Source organism: Streptomyces clavifer, from assembly GCF_036345975.1.
GTDB lineage: Bacteria > Actinomycetota > Actinomycetes > Streptomycetales > Streptomycetaceae > Streptomyces > Streptomyces clavifer.
Genome location: NZ_CP107793.1, coordinates 4,888,863 through 4,905,735, shown reverse-complemented (window position 1 = coordinate 4,905,735; position 16,873 = coordinate 4,888,863). Strand labels below are relative to the sequence as shown.

General features: G+C 72.2%; 19 protein-coding genes. 7 read left to right on the top strand and 12 right to left on the bottom strand.

Annotated features, from left to right (window positions below; translation table 11 throughout):
* The first annotated feature begins 5 nt into the window (after positions 1-5).
* Positions 6-1,139, top strand: coding sequence for an Mrp/NBP35 family ATP-binding protein (locus OG927_RS21605; protein WP_056793967.1), 1,134 nt, complete (start codon positions 6-8; stop codon positions 1,137-1,139).
* A gap of 54 nt (positions 1,140-1,193) precedes the next feature.
* Here OG927_RS21605 and OG927_RS21600 read toward each other — a convergent pair whose 3' ends face one another.
* The 5 genes from OG927_RS21600 to sigE all read right to left on the bottom strand — a co-directional run bounded on the left by OG927_RS21600 (position 1,194) and on the right by sigE (position 6,188).
* A complete protein-coding gene (locus tag OG927_RS21600) occupies positions 1,194-1,856 on the bottom strand; it encodes a hypothetical protein (protein WP_056794738.1) in 663 nt (220 codons plus the stop codon).
* A 124-nt stretch (positions 1,857-1,980) separates the two neighbouring features.
* Positions 1,981-2,454: a sec-independent translocase gene (locus tag OG927_RS21595; RefSeq protein ID WP_056793964.1), complete on the bottom strand. Its 474-nt coding sequence runs from the start codon at positions 2,452-2,454 to the stop codon at positions 1,981-1,983.
* A gap of 114 nt (positions 2,455-2,568) precedes the next feature.
* Positions 2,569-4,359, bottom strand: a complete 1,791-nt coding sequence (locus OG927_RS21590; protein ID WP_330320646.1) for a S1C family serine protease — start codon at positions 4,357-4,359, stop codon at positions 2,569-2,571.
* 90 nt (positions 4,360-4,449) lie between these two features.
* Entirely contained in the window at positions 4,450-5,430 is a 981-nt protein-coding gene (locus OG927_RS21585; protein WP_056793958.1) for an anti-sigma factor family protein, read from the bottom strand.
* On the bottom strand, positions 5,427-6,188 hold the full coding sequence (gene sigE / locus OG927_RS21580; protein ID WP_241191811.1) for an RNA polymerase sigma factor SigE: 762 nt from the start codon (positions 6,186-6,188) through the stop codon (positions 5,427-5,429). The genes OG927_RS21585 and sigE overlap by 4 nt, the downstream gene beginning before the upstream one ends.
* 177 nt (positions 6,189-6,365) lie before the next feature.
* On the opposite strand from sigE, the gene OG927_RS21575 reads away from it, so the two are divergent.
* Positions 6,366-7,031, top strand: coding sequence for an O-methyltransferase (locus OG927_RS21575; protein ID WP_056793956.1), 666 nt, complete (start codon positions 6,366-6,368; stop codon positions 7,029-7,031).
* 79 nt (positions 7,032-7,110) lie between these two features.
* Here OG927_RS21575 and OG927_RS21570 read toward each other — a convergent pair whose 3' ends face one another.
* On the bottom strand, positions 7,111-7,278 hold the full coding sequence (locus tag OG927_RS21570) for a DUF3117 domain-containing protein (RefSeq protein ID WP_003966491.1): 168 nt from the start codon (positions 7,276-7,278) through the stop codon (positions 7,111-7,113).
* A 335-nt stretch (positions 7,279-7,613) separates the two neighbouring features.
* Between OG927_RS21570 and chcB the strand changes: the two genes are divergently transcribed.
* Complete coding sequence (chcB, locus tag OG927_RS21565; RefSeq protein WP_056794729.1) at positions 7,614-8,414, top strand: 2-cyclohexenylcarbonyl CoA isomerase; 801 nt, start codon at positions 7,614-7,616, stop codon at positions 8,412-8,414.
* Between the two features lie 34 nt (positions 8,415-8,448).
* Here the strand turns inward: chcB and OG927_RS21560 are convergent, their stop codons facing one another.
* Positions 8,449-9,036 carry a DNA-3-methyladenine glycosylase I gene (locus OG927_RS21560; protein ID WP_056793954.1) on the bottom strand — a complete coding sequence of 196 codons (588 nt, stop codon included), beginning with the start codon at positions 9,034-9,036 and terminating at the stop codon, positions 8,449-8,451.
* Positions 9,033-9,428, bottom strand: a complete 396-nt coding sequence (locus tag OG927_RS21555) for a DivIVA domain-containing protein (RefSeq protein ID WP_199862795.1) — start codon at positions 9,426-9,428, stop codon at positions 9,033-9,035. Before OG927_RS21555 ends, OG927_RS21560 begins: the two co-directional genes overlap by 4 nt.
* Positions 9,429-9,520: 92 nt before the next feature.
* Here OG927_RS21555 and folP point away from each other — a divergent pair, with 92 nt between their 5' ends.
* Entirely contained in the window at positions 9,521-10,393 is an 873-nt protein-coding gene (gene folP / locus OG927_RS21550) for a dihydropteroate synthase (protein ID WP_330320645.1), read from the top strand.
* Positions 10,394-10,527: 134 nt separating this feature from the next.
* Here the strand turns inward: folP and OG927_RS21545 are convergent, their stop codons facing one another.
* Entirely contained in the window at positions 10,528-11,313 is a 786-nt protein-coding gene (locus OG927_RS21545) for an LOG family protein (RefSeq protein WP_056793949.1), read from the bottom strand.
* An 85-nt stretch (positions 11,314-11,398) separates the two neighbouring features.
* Positions 11,399-12,478 (bottom strand): succinyl-diaminopimelate desuccinylase, encoded by a 1,080-nt coding sequence (gene dapE / locus OG927_RS21540; protein WP_124281252.1) that lies wholly within the window; start codon positions 12,476-12,478, stop codon positions 11,399-11,401.
* Positions 12,479-12,540: 62 nt separating this feature from the next.
* On the opposite strand from dapE, the gene OG927_RS21535 reads away from it, so the two are divergent.
* Both OG927_RS21535 and OG927_RS21530 read left to right on the top strand, forming a co-directional pair.
* Positions 12,541-13,446: a hypothetical protein gene (locus OG927_RS21535; RefSeq protein WP_056793945.1), complete on the top strand. Its 906-nt coding sequence runs from the start codon at positions 12,541-12,543 to the stop codon at positions 13,444-13,446.
* A 308-nt stretch (positions 13,447-13,754) separates the two neighbouring features.
* Entirely contained in the window at positions 13,755-14,102 is a 348-nt protein-coding gene (locus tag OG927_RS21530) for a hypothetical protein (RefSeq protein WP_057573624.1), read from the top strand.
* A gap of 74 nt (positions 14,103-14,176) precedes the next feature.
* Here the strand turns inward: OG927_RS21530 and dapC are convergent, their stop codons facing one another.
* Together dapC and fdxA are read right to left on the bottom strand one after the other, a co-directional pair.
* Positions 14,177-15,280, bottom strand: a complete 1,104-nt coding sequence (gene dapC, locus OG927_RS21525) for a succinyldiaminopimelate transaminase (protein WP_209469788.1) — start codon at positions 15,278-15,280, stop codon at positions 14,177-14,179.
* A 134-nt stretch (positions 15,281-15,414) separates the two neighbouring features.
* Positions 15,415-15,735 (bottom strand): ferredoxin, encoded by a 321-nt coding sequence (fdxA, locus tag OG927_RS21520; protein WP_014154250.1) that lies wholly within the window; start codon positions 15,733-15,735, stop codon positions 15,415-15,417.
* A 117-nt stretch (positions 15,736-15,852) separates the two neighbouring features.
* On the opposite strand from fdxA, the gene OG927_RS21515 reads away from it, so the two are divergent.
* Complete coding sequence (locus OG927_RS21515; RefSeq protein ID WP_056793936.1) at positions 15,853-16,863, top strand: GNAT family N-acetyltransferase; 1,011 nt, start codon at positions 15,853-15,855, stop codon at positions 16,861-16,863.
* Positions 16,864-16,873: the final 10 nt, after the last annotated feature.

The window sequence follows — 16,873 nt, the reverse complement described above, 5'->3', positions numbered from 1 at the left end:
GAGGTATGGCTACGGAAGACGCGGTGCGTGAAGCACTGGCGACAGTGAACGACCCGGAGATCCACCGACCGATCACCGAGCTGGGCATGGTGAAATCGGTGGCGATCGATCCTGACGGTGTGGTCGCTGTCACCGTGTACCTCACGGTTTCCGGCTGCCCGATGCGCGAGACGATCACCAAGAACGTGACCGACGCGGTGGCCCGCGTCGAGGGCGTGTCGCGCGTCGAGGTCACGCTCGACGTGATGAGCGACGAACAGCGCAAGGAGCTCGCCTCCTCGCTCCGCGGCGGCACGGCGGAGCGCGAGGTGCCGTTCGCCAAGCCCGGTTCGCTGACCCGGGTCTACGCGGTCGCGTCCGGCAAGGGCGGTGTCGGCAAGTCCTCGGTGACGGTGAACCTCGCGGCGGCGATGGCGGCCGACGGGCTCAAGGTGGGCGTCGTGGACGCGGACATCTACGGGCACAGCGTGCCCCGGATGCTCGGGGCCGACGGCAAGCCCACCCAGGTCGAGAACATGATCATGCCGCCGTCCGCGCACGGCGTGAAGGTGATCTCCATCGGCATGTTCACCCCGGGCAACGCCCCGGTGGTGTGGCGCGGACCGATGCTGCACCGCGCCCTGCAGCAGTTCCTCGCCGATGTGTACTGGGGCGACCTCGACGTCCTGCTGCTCGACCTGCCGCCGGGCACCGGTGACATCGCGATCTCCGTGGCGCAGCTCGTGCCGAACGCCGAGATCCTGGTCGTCACGACCCCCCAGCAGGCTGCGGCCGAGGTCGCCGAGCGGGCCGGTTCCATCGCCGTGCAGACCCACCAGAAGATCGTCGGTGTCGTCGAGAACATGTCGGGCATGCCGTGCCCGCACTGCGACGAGATGGTCGACGTGTTCGGCTCGGGCGGCGGCCTGCGGGTCGCCGAGGGCCTGACGAAGACGATCGGCGCCGAGGTGCCGGTCCTGGGGTCCATCCCGATCGACGTACGGCTGCGCGAGGGCGGCGACGAGGGCAAGCCCGTCGTCCTGTCCGACCCGGACTCCCCCGCCGGCGCCGCCCTGCGGTCCATCGCGGAGAAGCTGGGAGGCCGTCAGCGCGGCCTGTCCGGCATGTCGTTGGGTCTCACCCCGCGCAACAAGTTCTGAGCGCGCATACGGAAGGGGCGGCCTGCGCGCAGGCCGCCCCTTCCGTATGCGCGCTCAGGCCTCGTACGTCCTGATGTCGCCGATCACCGCGAAGCCCAGGCCGTAGGCGCTCATCCCGCGCCCGTACGCGCCGATGTGCACGCCGTCGGGCGCCGACCCCGCGAGGATCCAGCCGAACTCGGACTCGCGGTAGTGGAATTCCACCGGCACGCCGTCCACCGGGAGCGACAGCGTCGACCAGGGAGCCCGGTCCAGCTCGTCGGCCAGCTCGAACGCGGTCTCCGTCTGCTGGTCCAGCCAGTCGCTGCGCAGCGTGTGGTCCATCTGCGGGGGCCATGTGTACGCCAGCAGACCGGAACCCGCCAGCCAGGCCGCCGAGGAGACCGTGGTGGCGTCCAGGACGCCCGTACCGTCCCCGGTGTGCCGCACCGGGCTGCTGGCCACGGTCACGACCACCGCGAAGCGCGCCTTCTCCGCTTCGGCGTCACCGCGCAGGACCGGTTCCTCACCGTGCCCGGTAGAACCGTGCTGCACCGTGCCGTCGGCGGCGGCGGCGACCTGCATCAGCCAGCGCGGCCCCGTGAAGGCCTCGTCCAGCCCGTACCAGGGGAACGGCGCCTTGAGATAGCCGTCGACAGTACGCCGGGCCGTCGGCACCCCCTCTGCGGTGCCCTTCCTGGGCGCACCGTCCGCCCCTACCCGACTCGTCGTCTCCATCTGCCCGGCCGCCTCCTCGATCACTCAGATCCGGAGCGGCCCTCCCCCCTCGGGCATGGGCAACCTCGCAACCGGACAGATGGAGAATAGCCATACCGTCCGGACGAGTCGGGATTGACGTGTCTCAGGTGGCGTCTGCGTCGAAGGGCGGTCGCTCGTCCCTGGCGGGCTGAGCAGGCTTCTTGAGGAGGTCGGGCGCACCCGCCGCGGCCGGTGCGGCTGTCGTGCCCGCGGACGGCGCGGCTGCCGTCCCGGTGGACGGCGCGGCCTCGCGGCCGTTCACCGCGTCGGTGACGTCGGCCATCTCCTTGCGCAGATCGAAGCTCTCGCGGATCTCCTTGAGCCCCAGGTCGTCGTTGCCGTCCATCAGCTGCTTGCGGACGAACGTCTTGGGGTTGAGGTCCTCGAACTCGAAGTCCTTGAACTGCGGGCCGAGCTCCGAACGGATGTCGTCCTTGGCGCTGTCCGAGAACTCACGGATCTTCCGGATGGTGCGCGTGACGTCCTGAATGACCTTCGGCAGCTTCTCCGGGCCGAATACGAGCACGGCGAGAACCACGAGCGTCACCAGCTCGAGCGCACCTATGTCATTGAACACCTTGCTGCTCCTCGTGTCCTCTGCGTGTTCTCCGCGGTTCTCCCGCCACCAGGCCGGCCGGACCGGCTCCACGGTACCCGGCGTAGCTGTCCGGGCGGTACCTGCCGGTGGCTGTCAGGTGCCGCTCGCCGAACCCAGGGTCAACGTCACGGACAGGTCCTTGCCGTCGCGTGTCAGCCGGAGGTCGAGCCGGTCGCCCGGCCGGTGGGCGCGGATCTTGACGATCAGCTCCTCACCGCTGTGCACCCGTCGGCCGTCCACCGCGGTGATGATGTCGCCCGTCACGATGCCCGCCTTGTCCGCCGGACCGTCCGCCGTGACCGCCGAGCCTCCCCCGGCGCCCTTTCCGCCGACCTTGGCCCCGTCGCCGGTGAACTGCATGTCGAGGGTGACGCCGATCACCGGGTGGGTGGCCTTGCCCGTGTTGATCAGCTCCTCGGCGACCCGCTTGCCCTGGTTGATCGGTATCGCGAAGCCCAGGCCGATGGAGCCGGACTGCCCGCCCTCCGGGGCGGCGGATCCGCTGCCGGCGGCCCGGATGGCGCTGTTGATGCCGATGACCCGGGCCTCGGCGTCGACCAGCGGGCCACCGGAGTTGCCGGGGTTGATCGGTGCGTCGGTCTGCAGGGCGTCGACATAGCTGACGTCGGTGCCGTCCCCCTTCTCACCGCCCGCGGTGATGGGCCGCTCCTTGGCGCTGATGATGCCGGCGGTGACCGTGTTGGACAGGTCGAAGGGGGCGCCGATGGCCACCACCGGGTCGCCGACCTGCACGTTGTCGGAATTGCCGAGCTGCAGGGGCTTGAGGTTGGTCACGCCCGTGACCTTGACGACCGCCAGGTCGTAGCCGCTGTCCTTGCCGACGATCTCGGCGGGCGCGGTCTCGCCGCCGCTGAAGGTGACGGTGATGTCCCCTGCGGAGCCCGCGGGGGCCACGACGTGGTTGTTGGTGAGGATGTGGCCCTTGTTGTCGAGCACGAAGCCGGTGCCCGTGCCGGACTCGGCGGAGCCGCTGACGTGCAGGGTGACGACACCCGGCAGTGCGCTGGCGGCGATGCCCGCGACGCTGTCGGGAGCGCGGCCCCCGCTGTCCCGGCCCGCCTGGGGCAGCTCGACCGTGGTCAGGCCGCCGTTGCGCTCGACATAGGCCCCGATGCCTCCTCCGATACCTCCCGCGACGAGGGCGAGCAGCATGGCTCCGACGAGGACGGATCCCCGGCGGCCCTTGCGCGGCACCGCGTCGTTCCCGAGGGCGGGCCCGGGGTGGCTCAGGGGCTGCTGGGGCGCGCCCCACGGGTCGTAGCGCAGCCACTGCGAGGTCTGCTGCGGTACGGAGGGCAGGGACCCCGGCTGCGGGGGCGCACCGTGCTGCAGCGGCGCCGGAAGCGGCGGGGGCGGGTAGGCGTCGCCCTGCGCGGAGGGCTGGGCGGAGGGCTGGGCGGGAACCGAGGCGCCCGCGTGTACCGGGGGCGCCGGGGCGATCGTCCCGTGGCCGCTCGGCCCGGCGTGGGGCGGGGGCACGGGGGTGCCGTGGGCCGGCGTCGGCAGCGGGCGCTGGACGGGCGGTGCCGGCGCCCACGGCCCCGGCCCGCCGTAGGGCGGGGTGCTGTACTCGTCGGGCGCGTGCAGCGGCCGTGCCCGGGGGCCGGGCGTGAACGGCTCACCCGACGGAGCGGGTACGGCCTCACCGGCAGCGGTCCCGGGCTCCGCAGCCGGCGGCGGCACGGGTGCGGCCTCGCCCGCACCGGGGGCGGGCTCCGCAGCCGGCGCCCCGTTCAGGACCGCCGCGTCGTGGGAGCCGTCCGCGACCGGCATCGCGTCCTCCGGCCCGGCAGGACCGGTACGTTCCGTCGAGGGACGGCTCCACCACTTCGCCTTCGGCCCGCTGGGCTTCCCGTCGTCCATGCTCTCCCCGCCGCTGGCCTTTGCACGCCCCCACAGGGGCGTCCCTCCCGGAATTCAACCAGGTTTGCGAATCTGCGCGCAGGGACCCGGTCAGCGCAGTGGGGAAAGCGGCATCGCGCGGTCACGCAGCGTCGGTGAGGCGGACGCCGTCGCCGAGGGCGCCGCCTGCTTCGGCTTCTCGTCGCCCCCGAGCGCCGCCGAGAGCAGCGGACCCGCGTCGGTCGGACGTATCAGTGGGGGAACGGACACGTTCAGCACAGGGAAGGCGAAGGTGTGCCCGGTGAGTGCCGTGGTGCTGATCAGCGAGGGCGCCGTGGCGAGGACCTGCGGCGCGGTCGATGACGGCGTCGCGGTGGGTGCCACGGTGGGAGCGCCGGGGCGCGTGTCGACCGACAGCGCACCGCCGCCGCTGCGGCTGGCCGCGACGGACGTACCGCCGGTCCGTGTCTCGGTGTCGAGCGGTCTCCCGCTGCTGCCCGCGCCCCCGGCGCTGAGGGGCGCCTCGGGACCGTACTCCAGGGGCAGGGCGCCGCCGAGCGCGATGGCCGCCAGTGAGACGGCACTGGCCGCGGCGAACGCGAAGCGCCGGGCCCGCCAGGGCGAACGGTCGGCCTCACGGCTCACGGCATGGATACGGAAGGCGGACGAAGGCCCGCCGGGCAGTACGGCGCTCGAGCCGTGCGCGGTGGGCAGGTAGCCGAAGCCGTCCAGCGGCGAGGGCTTGGTGGCGGGTTCCGTGCCGGCGCCGGGCGGTGTCAGTGCGGGAAACAGTCCCTCCCCGAAGCGCCGGCCGCCGCCGAAGGGGCCGCCGGAGGAGCTGTCGTCGTTCCCCGGGCCCCCGGGAAGGCCCTGCAGGCGGGCCAGGAAGCCCTCGGAGGGCGACGGAGGAGCCGCGGTCGCGAAGGCGCTCTTCAGGCGCCGCTGCGCATCGGCCTCGGCCTTGCACCTGGAACAGGTCGCCAGATGGGCGAGCACGCGCTCCCTGGCGTCGTGTTTCAGCTCACCGTCGACGAGCGCGGCGAGACGGTCCCCCAGATGGTGTTCCGCGGGGGTCGGACCTGTGCCGCTCACGCCGCTCCGCCCTCCCCTGCCAGGACCGCGTCCGCCAGGGAGCGCTGCTCGGCGCGGGCCTCGGGCGAACGGTGCTGCAGGGCCTTGCGCAGGTGCGAGCGGCCGCGGTGGATGCGGCTGCGCACGGTGCCGAGCTTCACGCCCAGCGTGGCGGCGATCTCCTCGTACGAGAGGCCCTCGATGTCACAGAGCACGACGGCGGCACGGAACTCGGGCGCAAGGGTGTCCAGCGCCTGCTGCACGTCCGCGTCGAAGTGCGTGTCGTTGAAGGCCTGCTGCGGGGACGGCTCACGGCTGGGCAGCCGCTCGGCGGCGTCGTCACCGAGCGAGTCGAAGCGGATCCGCTGCTTGCGGCGGACCATGTCCAGGAAGAGATTCGTCGTGATCCTGTGCAGCCAGCCCTCGAAGGTGCCGGGCGTGTAGGTCGACAACGATCGGAAGACGCGCACGAAGACTTCCTGCGTGAGGTCCTCGGCGTCGTGCTGATTACCCGTCAGTCGGTAGGCAAGGCGGTACACACGACCGCTGTGCGTGCTGACGATCTCTTCCCATGAGGGCGGGGTCCACGCCTGTGAATCCGCATCTGAGGCGAAGGTCGCGGTCGGTGCGGAATCGTTGGAAGAACGGTCAGCAATGTTGGTCACAGAGTTCGGCTCACCCGCCGGCCTGAGGAAGCGCCGCAGCACTCCTCCCCGGTCCACAGGCGCAGCCGCACCTCCCCTATCGGCTCTGGTGGTGTCCAGTGGAGCCCCTACCATAGCCACCTCGCCCGTTAGCTCCGGATAAGACTTTTCCCTGCTGGTGCCCGGGTGTCCCCGGGAGCAAGGGGCGCATTCCGGGCCCGGTGACGGGCCCTGTTCCGCGCGTTTTCCCCTGTCCCCTCCTAACGCCCGGTCCCATCTGCGGGTTCCCGGGTTCAGCGGATACAGTCACCGTTGCGCCAACTACGGGGACAGGAGAGGGTCATTACCGCCAACCGGCAGACGAGCTGGGCGTTCGCCGACGCCTTTGTCGCCGAGGAAGAAGCTCTGCTCTGGGCCCGGGACCGGGCCCACGAGACGGGGCTCCGCTCGGTGTCACCAGGCACCGGCGCAGCGCTGCGCCTGCTCGCTGCCACCGCGGACGCCAAGGCGGTGGCCGAGATCGGCACCGGCACGGGCGTGTCCGGCATCTATCTGCTGCAGGGAATGCGTCCGGACGGCGTGCTGACCACCGTCGACCCGGAACCGGAGCGCCAGCAGTTCGCCCGCGAGGCCTTCCGTGCGGCGGGCTTCGCCACCAACCGGTCGCGGTTCATCCCCGGGCGGGCTCTCGACGTGCTGCCCCGGCTCGCGGACGGCGGGTACGACCTCGTCTTCTGCGACGGCGACCGGCTGGAGAGCATGGACTGCCTCGCTGAATCGTTGCGCCTGCTGCGGCCCGGCGGCCTCGTCTGCTTCGAGGGCGTCTTCGCCGACGGCCGCACGATCGACTCGGCGGCCCAGCCGGCCGAGGTGCTCCGCCTGCGCGAGCTGCTGCGGGCCGTACGGGAGAGCCAGGAACTCATGGCGACGCTGCTGCCGGTCGGCGACGGGCTGCTGTGCGCGGTGCGACGCGGCTGATCCTCCGGTCCCCCGGACACACGACTGCCCCGGCACGGAGTCCGTGCCGGGGCAGTCGCGAAGTGTGGGCGCCTCCGCCTCAGCCGACGACCTTCTTCAGCGCGTCGCCGAGTGCATCGGCCTCGTCCGGAGTCAGCTCGACGACAAGCCGACCGCCGCCTTCGAGCGGAACGCGCATGACGATGCCCCGCCCCTCCTTTGTCACCTCGAGCGGGCCGTCGCCCGTCCGCGGCTTCATGGCCGCCATGCTCGTTCCCCTTCCTGAAACCAGCTCATCGCAACCGGCGGCCCCATGACAGGCGCTGCCTCACCGGCGTCGAACACAATGCTTCCTCCGCATTATCCCGCATGGGAGACCCCGATGACCAACATCGGTCGGCATCGCTTGCGCAACGCGCTCTCTCATAACCACCCAATTCGGCGATCCAGCTGCGATACTGCGCCGCCATCGGCCCTCAGCCGAGAGCCAATCGTTAGACGCAGGTCACATATCCCGCCCGCCCGGAGTCGGCCATGCTTGCCTGGACAGGCACAATGCCGGATCCGTAAGGAGACCCTGCGATGGCCGACACGGCCGACACCATGGCTGACACCGTGCTCACGGACGTGAGCGACGGGCTCGCGACGATCACGATCAACCGCCCCGACGCGATGAACGCCATGAACACCGCGGCCAAGGTCGCGCTCCGTGACGCCCTTCGGGCCGTCGCGGACGACACCGCCGTACGAGCGGTTCTGCTCACCGCGACCGGGCGCGCCTTCTGCGTGGGCCAGGACCTCAAGGAGCACGTGGCCAAGCTCGCCGAGGCCCGCGACACGGACGGCGGCAACGCGCTGAGCACCGTCCGGGAGCACTACAACCCGATCGTGCGGACCCTCACCGAGATGGAGAAGCCCGTGGTCGCGGGGGTGAACGGGGTCGCCGCGGGAGCCGGCTTCGGTTTCGCGCTCGCCGCCGACTACCGGGTGGTCGCCGACACGGCAGCCTTCAACACGTCCTTCGCGGGCGTGGCGCTGACCGCCGACTCGGGCGTCTCGTGGACGCTGCCCCGGCTGATCGGTGCGAGCCGCGCCGCGGACCTGCTGTTCTTCCCGCGTTCGATCTCCGCCCAGGAGGCGTACGAGCTGGGCATCGCGAACAAGGTGGTGCCCGCAGCGGATCTGGCGAAGGAGGCCCTCGCGGTGGCCCGCGCCCTGGCGGACGGCCCGACGGTGGCCTACGCGGCGCTGAAGGCCTCCGTGGCGTACGGCGCCGGCCACACGCTCGCCGAGTCGCTGGAGAAGGAGGACGAACTCCAGACGAGGGCGGGCGCGTCGCAGGACCACACGATCGCGGTCGAGGCGTTCCTCGCCAAGCAGCGGCCGAAGTACCTCGGCCGCTGAGGGCGTCACTCCTCCCCCGGGGCGCCCCCGCGGGTCAGCGCACCCCGCGGCCGCGGGCCACGCAGTCGGCCAGGTGGTCGTCGACCAGACCGCAGGCCTGCATGAGGGCGTAGGCGGTCGTGGGGCCGACGAAGCGGATCGACCGCTTCTTGAGGTCCTTGGCCAGCGCCGTGGACTCCGGGGTGACGGCCGGTACGTCACCGAGGGTGCGCGGGGCGGGCCGGGTGGCCGGGTCGGGGGCGTAGGACCAGATGAGTGCGTCCAGCTCCCCGGCACCCCAGCCGGCCAGCACCTCGGCGTTCGCGAGCGTCGCGTCGATCTTCGCGCGGTTGCGGATGATGCCGGCGTCGGCGAGGAGGCGCTCCTTGTCGGCGTCGGTGAACTCGGCGACGGCGGGGATGCTGAACCCCGCGAAGGCGCTGCGGAACCCCTCACGGCGGCGCAGGATCGTCAGCCAGGACAGGCCGGACTGGAACGCCTCCAGGCAGAGCCGTTCGAAGAGGGCGTCGTCGCCGTGTACGGGCTTGCCCCACTCGGTGTCGTGATAGGCGAGGTAGTCCTCCGTGGAGAGGCCCCACGGGCAGCGCAGCCCGCCGTCGGCGGCGGGTTCGGCCCCGCTCATCGCGGGTCGTCCTCGCCCGGCGGCCGGCCGTTCTCCCCGGTCAGGGGCTCTCCCGGCCGCTTGAACAGGTCGGGGCCGGTCACCGTGGCCGCCTGGGCCCCGGCGAGCGCGGACTCCAGCTCGGCGATGCGGGCGTCGCGCTCGGCGAGCTCGGCGCCGAGCCGGCCCAGCGCCTCGTCCACGTCCGACATGCGGTAGCCCCGCACGGCCATGGGCAGCCGGAGGGCCTCGACATCGGCGCGGCCGACCGGGCGGTCGGCCGGCAGCGGGTCGGTGAGCCGCTCGGACTCCACGTCCTGCAGCACCGCACTCCCGCCTCCGCCTACCACCGCCATCGTGACGGCGGCCACCACCACGGCCATCGTGAGCAGCAAGAACCAGAACACGTGCATCTCCCCGGGAGCGGAAATCTGTCCGGGTCAGATCGTGCCATGCGCCACCGGCGGTTAGGGTCGCAGGCGACCCGACGAGGAGGAACACAGGGATGCGAAGCGATGCGCTCAGGCTGGGGCGGCGGGAGTTCGGACCGCACGAACCGGTGATCATGGCGATCGTGAACCGGACCCCCGACTCCTTCTACGACCAGGGTGCGACGTTCACCGACGAACCCGCGCTGGCCCGGGTGGAGCAGGCCGTGGCGGAGGGCGCCGCGATCATCGACATCGGCGGGGTGAAGGCCGGCCCCGGCGAGGAGGTGTCCGCGGCGGAGGAGGCACGCCGCACGGTCGGCTTCGTGGCGGAGGTGCGCCGCCGCCACCCGGACGTGGTGATCAGCGTGGACACCTGGCGGCACGACGTGGGCGAGGCCGTCTGCGAGGCCGGGGCGGACGTCCTGAACGACGCGTGGGGCGGCGTCGACCCGAAGCTCGCGGAGGTGGCCGCACGGTACGGCGCGGGGCTCGTGTGCACGCACGCGGGCGGCGCGGAGCCGCGGACCCGGCCGCACCGGATCGCGTACGACGACGTGATGGCGGACATCCTGCGGGTGACGGTCGGCCTTGCCGAGCGGGCCGTGGAGCTCGGGGTCCGACCGGACGGGATCATGATCGACCCGGGTCACGACTTCGGCAAGAACACCCGGCACTCGCTGGAGGCGACGCGCAGGCTCGGCGAGATGACGGACACGGGGTGGCCGGTGCTGGTGTCGCTGTCCAACAAGGACTTCGTCGGGGAGACGCTCGACAAGCCCGTCAAGGAACGGGTGCTGGGCACGCTCGCGACGACGGCGGTGTCCGCGTGGCTCGGGGCGCAGGTGTACCGGGTGCACGAGGTGGCGGAGACCCGGCAGGTCCTGGACATGGTGGCGTCCATCGCGGGCCACCGCGCGCCCGCGGTGGCCCGGCGGGGGCTGACCTAGGCCCGGATCCCCGGGCCGGGCTCCGCCCCGGCCCTCCCTCCTCGATCGCCGGAGAGGCCCGGAGCGTGCCGGAGACGGCCGGGCCCCGAGGGGCCCGGGCTCATGGCCGGGGCCCGGGCTGACCGGCCGGGCCCCTACCGCCCGACCTCCTTGGTCACCAGCCGGACCGCCTCGTCGACGTCGTCCGTGACGTGGAACAGCATCAGGTCGTGCTCGGACGCCTTGCCCTGGGCCACCACCGTGTCCCGCAGCCAGTCCACCAGGCCGCCCCAGTAGGCCGTGCCGAACAGGACGATCGGGAAGCGCGTCACCTTGCCCGTCTGCACCAGCGTCAACGCTTCGAAGAGCTCGTCCAGCGTGCCCAGGCCACCGGGCAGGACGACGAAGCCCTGGGCGTACTTCACGAACATCGTCTTCCGGACGAAGAAGTAGCGGAAGTTCACGCCGATGTCGACATGTGGATTCAGCCCGGACTCGAACGGCAGCTCGATGCCGAGCCCGACGGAGACCCCCTTCGCCTCCCGGGCGCCCTTGTTCGCCGCCTCCATCGCCCCCGGACCGCCGCCCGTGATGACGGCGAAGCCCGCCTCGACCAGCGCCCGGCCGATCTGCACGCCCGCCTCGTATTCCGGCCCTCCGGCCGGTGTGCGGGCCGAACCGAAGACGCTGATGGCGCTCGGCAGTTCCGCGAGCGCCCCGAATCCCTCCACGAACTCCGACTGGATCCGCATCACCCGCCAGGGGTCGGTGTGCACCCACTCGGAGTCGCCCTCGGAGTCCAGCAGCCGCTGGTCGGTCGTGCCCGGCTGCACCTGCTCCCTGCGACGCAGCACCGGGCCCATCCGCTGCTCCTCGGGCTTGACCGCGCCCTCAGGAACCTGCGCGCCCTCGGGGATCCGTGCGTCCTCCGGGTTGCCCATGACCTGCTCCCTCCGCCGACCTGCGATGTACGTGTCTCGCTTCAGCCTAGATCGGCGGAGGTTACGCGCAGGGGAATGCCGTGGGTCAGCTGGTGAGCCAGGAGCGGAGGCGCTCCTCGCAGTGCGTGATCCGGTCGACCGCCACGTGCTCGTCCCGCTTGTGGGCGAACAGTGCGTCCCCGGGGCCGTAATTCACCGCGGGAATGCCGAGGGAGCCGAAGCGGGACACGTCCGTCCAGCCGAACTTGGGCTGGGCCGTGCCGCCGACCGCCTCCATGAACGCCTTGGCGGCGGGGTGCGAGAGACCGGGCATCGCCGCTCCGGAGTGGTCGTCGATCGTGAAACCGGCCACACCGCAGTCCGCGAAGACCTCGCGGACGTGCGCCTCGGCCTCCTCGGCCGTGCGGTCGGGGGCGTACCGGTAGTTGACCACCACGGTGCAGGCGTCGGGGATGACGTTGGTGGCGACGCCGCCCTCGATGCCCACGGCGTTGAGACCCTCGTGGTACTCGAGCCCGTCGATGACCGGCCGGCGCGGCTCGTACGCGGCCAGCCGGGCCAGCACCGGGGCGGCCGCGTGGATCGCGTTGGACCCCATCCAGCTGCGCGCGGAGTGCGCGCGCTCCCCGGCCAGCCGGAGGTGGACCCGGAGCGTGCCCTGGCAGCCGCCCTCGACCTGTGCGTCGGAGGGCTCCAGGAGGACCGCGAAGTCCCCGTCCAGCCAGTCGGGGTGCGCCTCGGCCACCTGCCCGAGTCCGTTGAGGTGGGCGGCGACCTCCTCGTTGTCGTAGAAGAGGAACGTGAGGTCGCGGTTGGGCTCCGGTACCGTCGCCGCGATCCGCAGCTGGACGGCGACCCCCGACTTCATGTCGGAGGTGCCGCACCCCCAGAGCACCCCGTCCCCGTCGAGACGGGACGGGACGTTGTCAGCGATCGGCACGGTGTCGATGTGGCCGGCCAGCACGACACGCTCGGCGCGGCCCAGCCGGGTCCTGGCCACGATGTTGTTGCCGTACCGCTCGACGGTCAGGTGCGGAAGCGGGCGCAGGGCCGCCTCGATCGCGTCGGCGAGGTCCTTCTCCTGCCCGCTGACCGACGGGAAGTCGACGAGCCTAGCCGTGAGTTCCGGTCCGTCCAGGGCGAGGTCGAGCGTGTGTCCGTCCATGCCCCCGACCCTAAGGGACTACGGTCGCGGCCCGGCTCGTACCCTCCAGTACGGTGGGCCCCGTGCCCCGGACCGCCTCGCCCTCCCGTCGTAGCCGCCTCTTCCGTTGCGCGGCCGCCTTCGCCGTGCTCGTCGCCCTGGCCGGCTATGTGGCCGTGCAGTACGTCTCCGGCCACAAGGGCTCGCCCCGCTGCACCGTGGGCCCCGCGGACGGCGGGGAGGGGCGTACCTACGAGCTGAGCCCCGAGATGGCCGCGAACGCCGCGACCGTCTCCGCCGTGGGCACCACCCGCGGGATGCCGGAGCGGGCGGTGACCATCGCGCTGGCGACCGCGCTGCAGGAGTCCGCGCTGCGCAACATCGACTACGGCGACCGGGACTCGCTCGGACTCTTCCAGCAGCGCCCCTCCCAGGACTGGGGGACGCCGGAGCAGATCATGGACCCGGTCTACGCCTCCGGAGAGTTCTACAAGCATCTGGCGGAGGTGCCGGGCTACTCGCGGCTGCCGCTCACCGAGGCGGCGCAGCGGGTGCAGAAGAGCGGGTTCCCGCAGGCGTACGCCAAGCACGAGCCGGATGCCACGCTGCTCTCCGCCGCGCTGACCGGCCGTGCGCCCGCCTCGCTGACGTGCTCGCTGCCGACGGAGACCGCTTCCGGCCCCGGCGACGCGGCCGAGGTGCGGGCGGACCTGGTGCGCGCCTTCGGGAAGGACGTGCTGCCGGCCACCGGGACGGCGGGCTCCTCCGCCGGGGGCACGGTGTCGGTGCCCGTCGGGGCGGCCGCGAAGGCCGACGGCGACGCGTCCCGGCGTGGCTGGGAGCTCGCCCACTGGGCGGTCGCCCGGGCCGGCACGCTGCGGATCGACGAGGTGTCGTACGCCGGCCAGGTCTGGACCGCCGACACGGGCTGGCGGACGGAACGTAAGGAATCGGGCACGACAGCGGTCCGAATGCGGCTCGCTCAGTAGTACGGCCAGTCACCCCTGCGGGCCTTCCGGCACGCTCACGCCCCTCGCCCGCAGCACCGTTTCGCCGGCCTCGGCAGCATGCCCTCGATCCCTTGCGGGCGCAGGGAAGTGACGATTCGGCACTTCATCGCCGGAGACATCCTCCGACCGGGGATCCCCGCTGCGGATTATCTGACGCGTTGCCGACTCTTTACCTCGGTGCCCCGCAACCTTCCAGGCCCTCGGACCGGTTGTTCAGTGCGTCCGATCACCGGACAGGCAGTTTCCACCCCTGCCGAGACCCGTTGAAGTCCCGTCGAAGGAGCATCATGTCCCTCACCCTGACCCGTCGGATCGCTCGTGCCGCGCTGCTGATCGCCGCAGGTGCGGCACCCGTGGTCGGCGCCGCCGGTGTCGCGGGTGCCGCTGTGCTCCCGCAGACCCCGGCCCTCGGCGGCCTGACCTCGCTCGACAGCGCCGGCACCACCCTCGACTCCACCGCGAAGCAGGGTTCCGAGGTCGCGAACAAGACCGGCGGCAAGCTCGTCGGCACGACCCTCCCGGTCGCCGGAAAGGCGGCCGGCTCCGTCACGGACGGCTCGCTGGCCTCCGGTGGGCTGCCCACGGGCGGGCTGCCCACCAAGGGCCTCCCCACCGGCAGCCTGCCGATCGGCTGACCCAACCCGCGGGATCGCGCGTGAAGGGGCCCGGGGAGTGCGCACTCCCCGGGCCCCTTCACGCGCCGCCCGGACTAGGACAGCCGCTTGACCGCCGCGTCCACCCGCTCGTCCGTGGCCGTCAGCGCGACCCGCACGAAGTGGTCCCCCGCCGGTCCGTAGAAGTCGCCCGGCGCGACGAGGATGCCGAGCTCCGCCAGCCGCGCGACGGTCCGCCAGCACGGTTCGTCGCGTGTGGCCCACAGGTAGAGGCTCGCCTCGCTGTGCTCGATCCGGAAGCCGTGCGCCTCCAGCGCGGCCCGCAGGACCGTGCGCCGCCGGGCGTACCGCGCCCGCTGCTCGGCCACGTGCGTGTCGTCGCCCAGGGCCGCGACCGTCGCCGCCTGGACCGGTGCCGGGGTCATCATCCCGCCGTGCTTGCGGATCAGGAGCAGCTCGCCGAGCACGGCCGCGTCGCCCGCGACGAAGGCCGCCCGGTAGCCGGCGAGGTTGGAGCGCTTGGAGAGCGAGTGGACGGCGACGACGCCCTCGTAGGAGCCGCCGCAGACGTCCGGGTGGAGCACCGAGACCGGTTCGGCCTCCCAGCCCAGCTCCAGGTAGCACTCGTCGCTGAAGACCAGCACGCCGTGCTCGCGCGCCCAGGCCACGATCCGGGTCAGCTCGTCCTTGGGCAGGACGCGGCCGGTCGGGTTGGACGGCGAGTTGAGCCAGAGCAGCCTGAGCCCCGCCGGGTCCAGCTCGGTGGGGTCGTCGTAGACGACGGGCTCGGCACCGCAGAGCCGCGCGCCGACCTCGTACGTCGGGTAGGCCAGCCGCGGGTAGGCCACCTTGTCGCCCGCGCCGAGGCCCAGCTGGGTCGGCAGCCAGGCCACCAGCTCCTTGGAGCCGACGACCGGCAGGACGTTCTCGTGCACCACTCCGACCGCGCCGAGCCTGCGCTCCACCCAGCCGGTCAGGGCGTCGCGCAGGGCCCCGGTCCCCCACACCGTCGGATAGCCGGGGCTGTCGGCTGCGGCGATCAGCGCCTGCTGGATCAGCTCGGGCACCGGGTCGACGGGCGTGCCGACGGACAGGTCCACGATGCCGTCCGGGTGAGCGGCGGCCGTCGACTTGTACGGCGCGAGCTTGTCCCAGGGGAAGACCGGGAGACGGGAGGAGACGGGGACTGCTGCGGACACGGAACTCTGCTTTCTCGTACGGGCTTTCGCGCACGCCGTACGGGCTTGCGTACGGGGACGCGGCTGCCGGGAAACACCTCGGCCCCGCACGGTGGCGAGCCGTACGGGACCGGGCGGCGCTCGTGGTGCCGCTTCTACTGGTTCTGCGGCGGCAGCGCGGCGATGAACGCGTGGTCGCGCTCGATGAGACCCAGCTTGGAGGCACCGCCCGGCGAACCGAGGTCGTCGAAGAACTCGACGTTGGCCTTGTAGTAGTCCTTCCACTCCTCCGGGGTGTCGTCCTCGTAGAAGATGGCCTCCACCGGACAGACCGGCTCACAGGCTCCGCAGTCGACGCACTCGTCCGGGTGGATGTACAAGGACCGGGAGCCCTCGTAGATGCAGTCGACGGGGCACTCTTCGATGCAGGCCTTGTCCTTCACGTCGACACAAGGCTGCGCGATGACGTAGGTCACGCTGTCGTTCCTCCTCGGTAGGGCGTTGGCTCTCGCGCGGGAGCGCGGCGTCGTCGATGCCCGCCCCTAGTATCTCCGTTCCGGGGCACGATCCGAACAGTAGGGGCGTACAGAGCTGTGGAATTCACCGTCGGCGGACGACTCGAGGTTCGCATGACACCTGCTGACGTGGGCAAACGCGTATCCGTGCGGCGCGTCGCCGATGCCCCTGACACGGGTGCGAAGTTCACCGACACGGTAGGCGTTCTCACATCGTGGGACGACGGCGTGCTCTCGATCACACCGAAGAGCGGGGACAGCGTCCGCATCGCGGAAGCGTCGCTGGTGGCGGGCAAGGTCGTCCCCGCCGCTCCGGCTCGCCGCCGCGGCCCCGCGGCCTCCTTCGAGGAGCTCACCCGGGTCGCCGCGCGGGCGTGGCAGCCCGTGGAGAGCGAACCGCTGGGCGACTGGCGGCTGCGCGCCGCAGGCGGTTTCACCCGCCGCGCCAACTCCGTGCTCCCACTCGGCGATCCGGGGCTCCCGCTCGGCGAGGCGCTGAGGCGCGTACGGCAGTGGTACGAGGAGCGGGGCCTGCCCGCGTACGTCCAGACCGGCACCGGCGCCGACGGCGCGCAGGAGCGGCTCTGCGCGGACCTGGAGCAGCACGGGTGGCTGCGCGAGGTGTCGGCGGAGCTGCGGATCGCGGCCCTCGCCCCGGTCGGCGACCTGGACGCGGACGTCTCAGCGGTGCGCCTGTCGCGCACGGCGGACGATGCCTGGCTCTCCCGCTACCAGCGCTTCGACACCCCGGGCCCCCATGTCCTGGAGGTGCTGGGCAGCGGCCCGTCGGTCTGGTTCGCCTCCGTGGCTGGTGACAGCGGTGACGCGGGCGGCGGGGTGCCCGCCGCGATCGGGCGCTGTGTGGTGGACGGCCGCTGGGCGGGGTTCATGGCCGTCGAGGTGGGCCCCGAGCACCGGCGGCGCGGCCTCGCCACGGCCGTGATGGCGGCGCTGGCCCGCAAGGCCCTGGACGAGGGTGCGTCGGCCGCCTGGCTCCAGGTGGAGACGGACAATGAAGGGGCACGTGCGCTGTACGACGGCATGGGCTTCGCCACCCACCACCGGTACCACCACTTCCGGTCCGCGTAGCGGAAACAGC